The following is a 4,559-nucleotide window of genomic DNA, read 5'->3' as shown; positions in this document are numbered from 1 at the left end:
CGCCTTACGGTGGGGCTGTGCGTAGATGTGATCAAGAGACAGCCCCGGACCCCGGGGCTTTCGTGGGTTCCGGTGGTGGCCGCTGTTCTGCGGGACGATCCCTGGGGACAGGTGGAGACGCGGGGCTCCCGAGGCGGCGGAAAACACCTTGTCCGCCCTGGTGGCGCCCGCAGTCGCCGGAGAGCTTGGCTCTCCGGCGCGACCCGGCCGTTGGCGAGCGCCAGCGAACCGGATCAAGGACCCGCCGGGCCCCGGCGGATCGTGCGGCCCGGGGGGCCGGCGCACTGCGCCGACGGCGGAGCCTTGCCCCCCGGAAAGCGGAAGGGCAGCCCTGATGCCCGGCTGGCGGAAGGATGCGGGGCAGGCCTGTCCGGGGAATATGGTGCCGCTCAATGCACCAGACCCGGAGGGGTGGCGGCGAGGGTGGCGAGGTTGCTGTCCACGGCGCGGATCAGGCCCCAGTTCTCGGTGTAGCCGACAGGGAAGCCGGGGGAGCCGGCATCGGAATCCTGCTGCCGCGCATGGGCGTAGCTGGTCCACTTGCGGTTGGCCGGGCGGCGATGATGGAAGTCATGGCAAGGGGCGTCGCCGACCAGCACGAAGGCGCGGGAGAAGACCGTGACGGTCAGCATGTTGGCCCACCACAGCGCCCAGGCCAGGATGCCGCGCAGGGTGTTGGCGCGGGCGTCCGGCGGCATGGCGCCGGGGAAGACGCCGGTGGTGGAGGCGCAGACGAAGGCCTTGCCGCGGGCGGCGATCAGCTCTGGCTCGGGGAAGCGGTGCTCGCAGAGGATGCGGAAGACGGTCGCGATCTGCAGCAGCACGGTGAGCGGCAGGACCCAGGCCACCAGGAACTCGGTCATCGTGCCGGTCGCGGCGGCCAGGGCGAAGGCGGCGAGGTAGGCCGAGCGGCTCATCCAGTTGTGCTGCCGGTCCTGGCCGAACATGGCGGCCTTGACGCGGCGGCGCAGGAAGCGGGCGTGGAAGAGCGGCGAGACGAGGTTGGTGACCACCCGGCGCCACAGCTCGCGCTTGCTCACCCCCGGCTCCAGCCGGCAGACGCCGAAGACGAAGCCGGTGAACTCGTCCTCGTCGGTCAGCATCTTGTTGGCGCTGTGGTGCAGCATGTGCTCGCGCTGGTAGTCCTCGAAGCGCGCGAAGAGCAGCAGGCTGGAGACCAGGCGGCCGATGGCGCGGTTGCGCTCCCGCGTCGGGAAGACGGTGCCGTGCGAGCAGTGGTGGAAGACCACGACCTGGTAGAGGCCGAGGCCGGAGGCGGTGGTGGTCAGCCCCACGAGGAGCAGCAGGCAGGCCAGCCAGAGCGGCATCGTCACGGCGATGGCGGCGGCACTCAGGCCCGCGCCACCGAGCATGGCCAGCAGGCCGCCCGCGACGAAGGCGATGGGGGAGCGCTCGGGTGTTTCCTCGCCGGGGGCCGGCTTGGCGGTGATCAGCGTCAGCAAAGGCTGTAGGAAGGCCGGAAGACGGGCCGCCATGTGGGCGCGTGGGTCATCGCGCAGGAAGGTGGCGGACTCCAGGCTCTGTGCGAGTCGGGAACGGTCCAGGGTCTGTCGGTTGGGGAGGAAGGACATGGTCTTTTTTCCTTTTCATGCTCTCAGTGGCGATCACCCGTTCCAGTGCAGCGAAACGGGAATGAACATTTCGTTGCGAGCAAAATAGATACTATTCACAATATTAAGGAGCATCTGTCTTGCGACAAACTACTCCTAATTGATTTGCTCGCAGTAGTAGCTCTTATTGCGTGTGCTATTTTCTGCAATACTATTTTTGCTCTGCAGAAGCGGTAATGTCCGGCCGGGTGCAGCCGATCCCGATCTTTCGAGCGTGCAACCGCCGCGAAAGGTGATCTGCCTTATGGTGAGCATGCTTCGCAATCGAATGGGAGGCGGTGATGGAAAAGGATCCATCCTCCGGCCAGCCTTGCTTTCGACGGAAGGAAGAGACGAACTCGCCTCATGGTTGTAGCCGATTCGGGGCAACCCCCGGCGGACTGGCCATGCAGGGGCGGAACCGGCCGGCCGCTGCCGCGCCAAGGGGCCGGGCGGATGAGAGCCGCGCAGGTGCCTGAGGCAAGACGCCGGACCTTGCGTCATCGGGGCTGCCGGCAGGAGCGATCGTCCGGATCACGCCGTGTGAAGCAGTGGGCTGGAGCGGATGCACGCCCCAGCGCACATCCGCCTCAGGGCGCTCCGTTCCGGGCTCCCGGCGGAGGGTGTCAGCCCGGCGTGTGTTCGTTCTGCTGCGTGCCGGCCCCCCGGACCCTCCGCCTGCGAGGGGCCTTCGCCCGGCCGGGCTCTTCCGCTCGATCGGGATTCTCCCCGGCACCGGTATCCTTGCCGGAGGCCAGGGCCCAGCGGAGCGTGACATAGCCGAGCAGGCCCGCCACCACGGAAGAGGCGAGGACGGCGATCCGGGCCAGTTCCTCGTGCCGGGTGCCGCCGAAGGCGAGGTGCGAGATAAAGAGCGAAACGGTGAAGCCGATGCCGGCCAGGATGCCCAGGGCGGCGATCATGCCCCAGCTCGTCGCTTCCGGCAGGCGGGCAAGGCCTGCGCGACAGGCCAGCCAGGTGGCGCCGAGGAAGCCCACCGGCTTGCCCAGGAGCAGGCCCGCCACGATGCCCAGGGCGACGGGGCTGGCCACGGCGTCGCGCAGCAGGTCGGGCGAGATGGCGATCCCGGCATTGGACAGGGCGAAGAGCGGCAGGACCACGAAGGTGATCCAGGGATTGGCGATGGCCAGGACGCGCTCGGCGGCTTCATAGGTCGCGTCCGAAAGCTCGCTGAGCGTGCCGAGGGCGCGGGCGGCGTCCTCGTGGCCCTCCTGCTTCCTTTCCTGCGAGTCGGATTCCATCTGGCGACGGGCCCGGCGGAAGAGGCGCAGGGGGTGGCGCACCTTGTGGGCGAAGCTGCCGGACGAGACGCGGGGGACGGTGGGCACCAGGAACCCCAGCGCGACCCCGGCCAGGGTGGCGTGGACATGGGCCTGCTGCATCAGGAACCAGACAACCAGGCCGAGCAGCACATAGGGAACACTGGAGATGACGCCGGTCCGGATCAGGCCCAGCACGGCGCCATAGGCGAGCAGCGCGCCCAGCAGCGGCCAGAACTGGACGTCCGGCGTGTAGGCGAAGGCGATGACCAGCAGCCCTCCGACATCGTCCACCGCGGAGAAGGCCATCAGCAGGACGCGCAGGATGCGGGGCATGCTGTGCCCGGCGAAGCCGAGAATGCCCAGGGCGAAGGCGGTGTCCATGGTGACGGGGATGCCCCAGCCCCCCTGCCCCTCCCCGCCCAGGTTGAAGGCGAGGTAGATGAGCACGGGCACGAGCAGGCCGCCGACGGCGCCGAAGAAGGGAAAGGCGGCGGTGGCGCGCTCCGAGAGCAGGCCCTTGGTCAGCTCCCTCTTCACCTCGACGCCGATGCCGAAGAAGAAGATCGGCAGCAGCGCCTCGTTTGCCCATTCGGCGAGGCTGTAGCGGAGCTCCGCCCCGCCGAAGGAGAGGGCAAGCGGCGTTTGCCAAAAGGCGGCATAGGCCTCGGCCCAGGGAGAGTTCATCGCCAGGATGGCGACGGCCGTGGCGATCAGCAGCGGACCGCCGGCGACTTCCGGGGCGAAGAAGAGTGGCGCGATGTTCTGGAAGTAGTGATGTGCGAAGCGGGAGTAATGCGCGCGTGCCCGCAGCTTTCCGTGCAGGCGGGGCGGAATTTTGGGCAACCGGGCTTCCTTCCTCCATCTGCCGCCACCCCGGCCAGGGCGGATGCCTGCCGGCAAGGATGTCCAGGGTGCAACGACCCGGCCCGGCCAAGGTTCAGTGCGGCACCTCATGGAGGGATGCGGGCAGCGGCCTGCGCCTCCTGATTGCGTGGCGCCGTCCCGGGGGGACAAGGCCCCACCTGCAGCCGGGGATCGGGCCGCGGGACAACGGCATCCACCGGAACCCACGAAAGCCCGGGGTCCGGGGACCGGCTTCGGTCCCCGGCGGAGGGGGGGTCCGGCGGGAGAGGCGGCCCCTCTCCCCCGGCGGCCAGCCACGGAGAGCGACGCCCACAGCGGATCGTGTCAGTTCCGCTGGCGGCTGAGGATCACCAGCCAGACGATGCCGCCGATGGTGGCGGCGATGCCCAGCAGCACGAAGAGGGGCACGCCCAGCCAGCGCGGGCCGTGCTGGCCCAGAAGGGGGGCGAGGCCGATGGCGAAGGCGCCGGTGACGACGGCGACGGCGACCTGCAGGGCCGCATGCTCGATGCGGCGGCCGAGCTTCTCCAGCTGGACGACCTCCAGCCGGGCGGAGAAGCGGCCGTACTGCATCCGGCGCAGCACGGTGCGGAGGATGCCCGGCATGTCCTGCGCCAGGCCCTGCATCTCCAGCAGCGCCGCTTCCGTGCGGTTGCGGAGCGCGCGGGGCGTGTAGCGCTGGCGCATCACCTGTTCGACCATCGGGCGCATGGAGCCGACGAGGTCGAAGCCCGGCTCCATGCGGCGGACCACGCCCTCGGCGGTGACCAGGGCCTTGAAGCCCTGGGCGAGGTCGGCGGGC

The 4,559-nt window shown here is 69.5% G+C and carries 3 protein-coding genes; all 3 read right to left on the bottom strand.

Annotated features, from left to right (window positions below; genetic code table 11):
* Positions 1–389 precede the first annotated feature (389 nt).
* Positions 390–1,592, bottom strand: coding sequence for a fatty acid desaturase (locus ROTAS13_RS19895; RefSeq protein ID WP_019462965.1), 1,203 nt, complete (start codon positions 1,590–1,592; stop codon positions 390–392).
* 644 nt (positions 1,593–2,236) lie between these two features.
* A complete protein-coding gene (gene nhaA / locus ROTAS13_RS19890) occupies positions 2,237–3,736 on the bottom strand; it encodes a Na+/H+ antiporter NhaA (protein WP_019462964.1) in 1,500 nt (499 codons plus the stop codon).
* A gap of 345 nt (positions 3,737–4,081) precedes the next feature.
* Positions 4,082–4,559 (bottom strand): hypothetical protein (locus tag ROTAS13_RS27380; RefSeq protein ID WP_216348698.1); only part of this gene is annotated, 478 nt, incomplete at its 5' end.

This window comes from Roseomonas sp. TAS13, assembly GCF_001950415.1.
Taxonomy (GTDB): Bacteria; Pseudomonadota; Alphaproteobacteria; order Acetobacterales; family Acetobacteraceae; genus Roseomonas; species Roseomonas mucosa.
The sequence above is the reverse complement of the archived record's forward strand: the minus strand, read 5'-3'. Positions and strand labels throughout refer to the sequence as shown.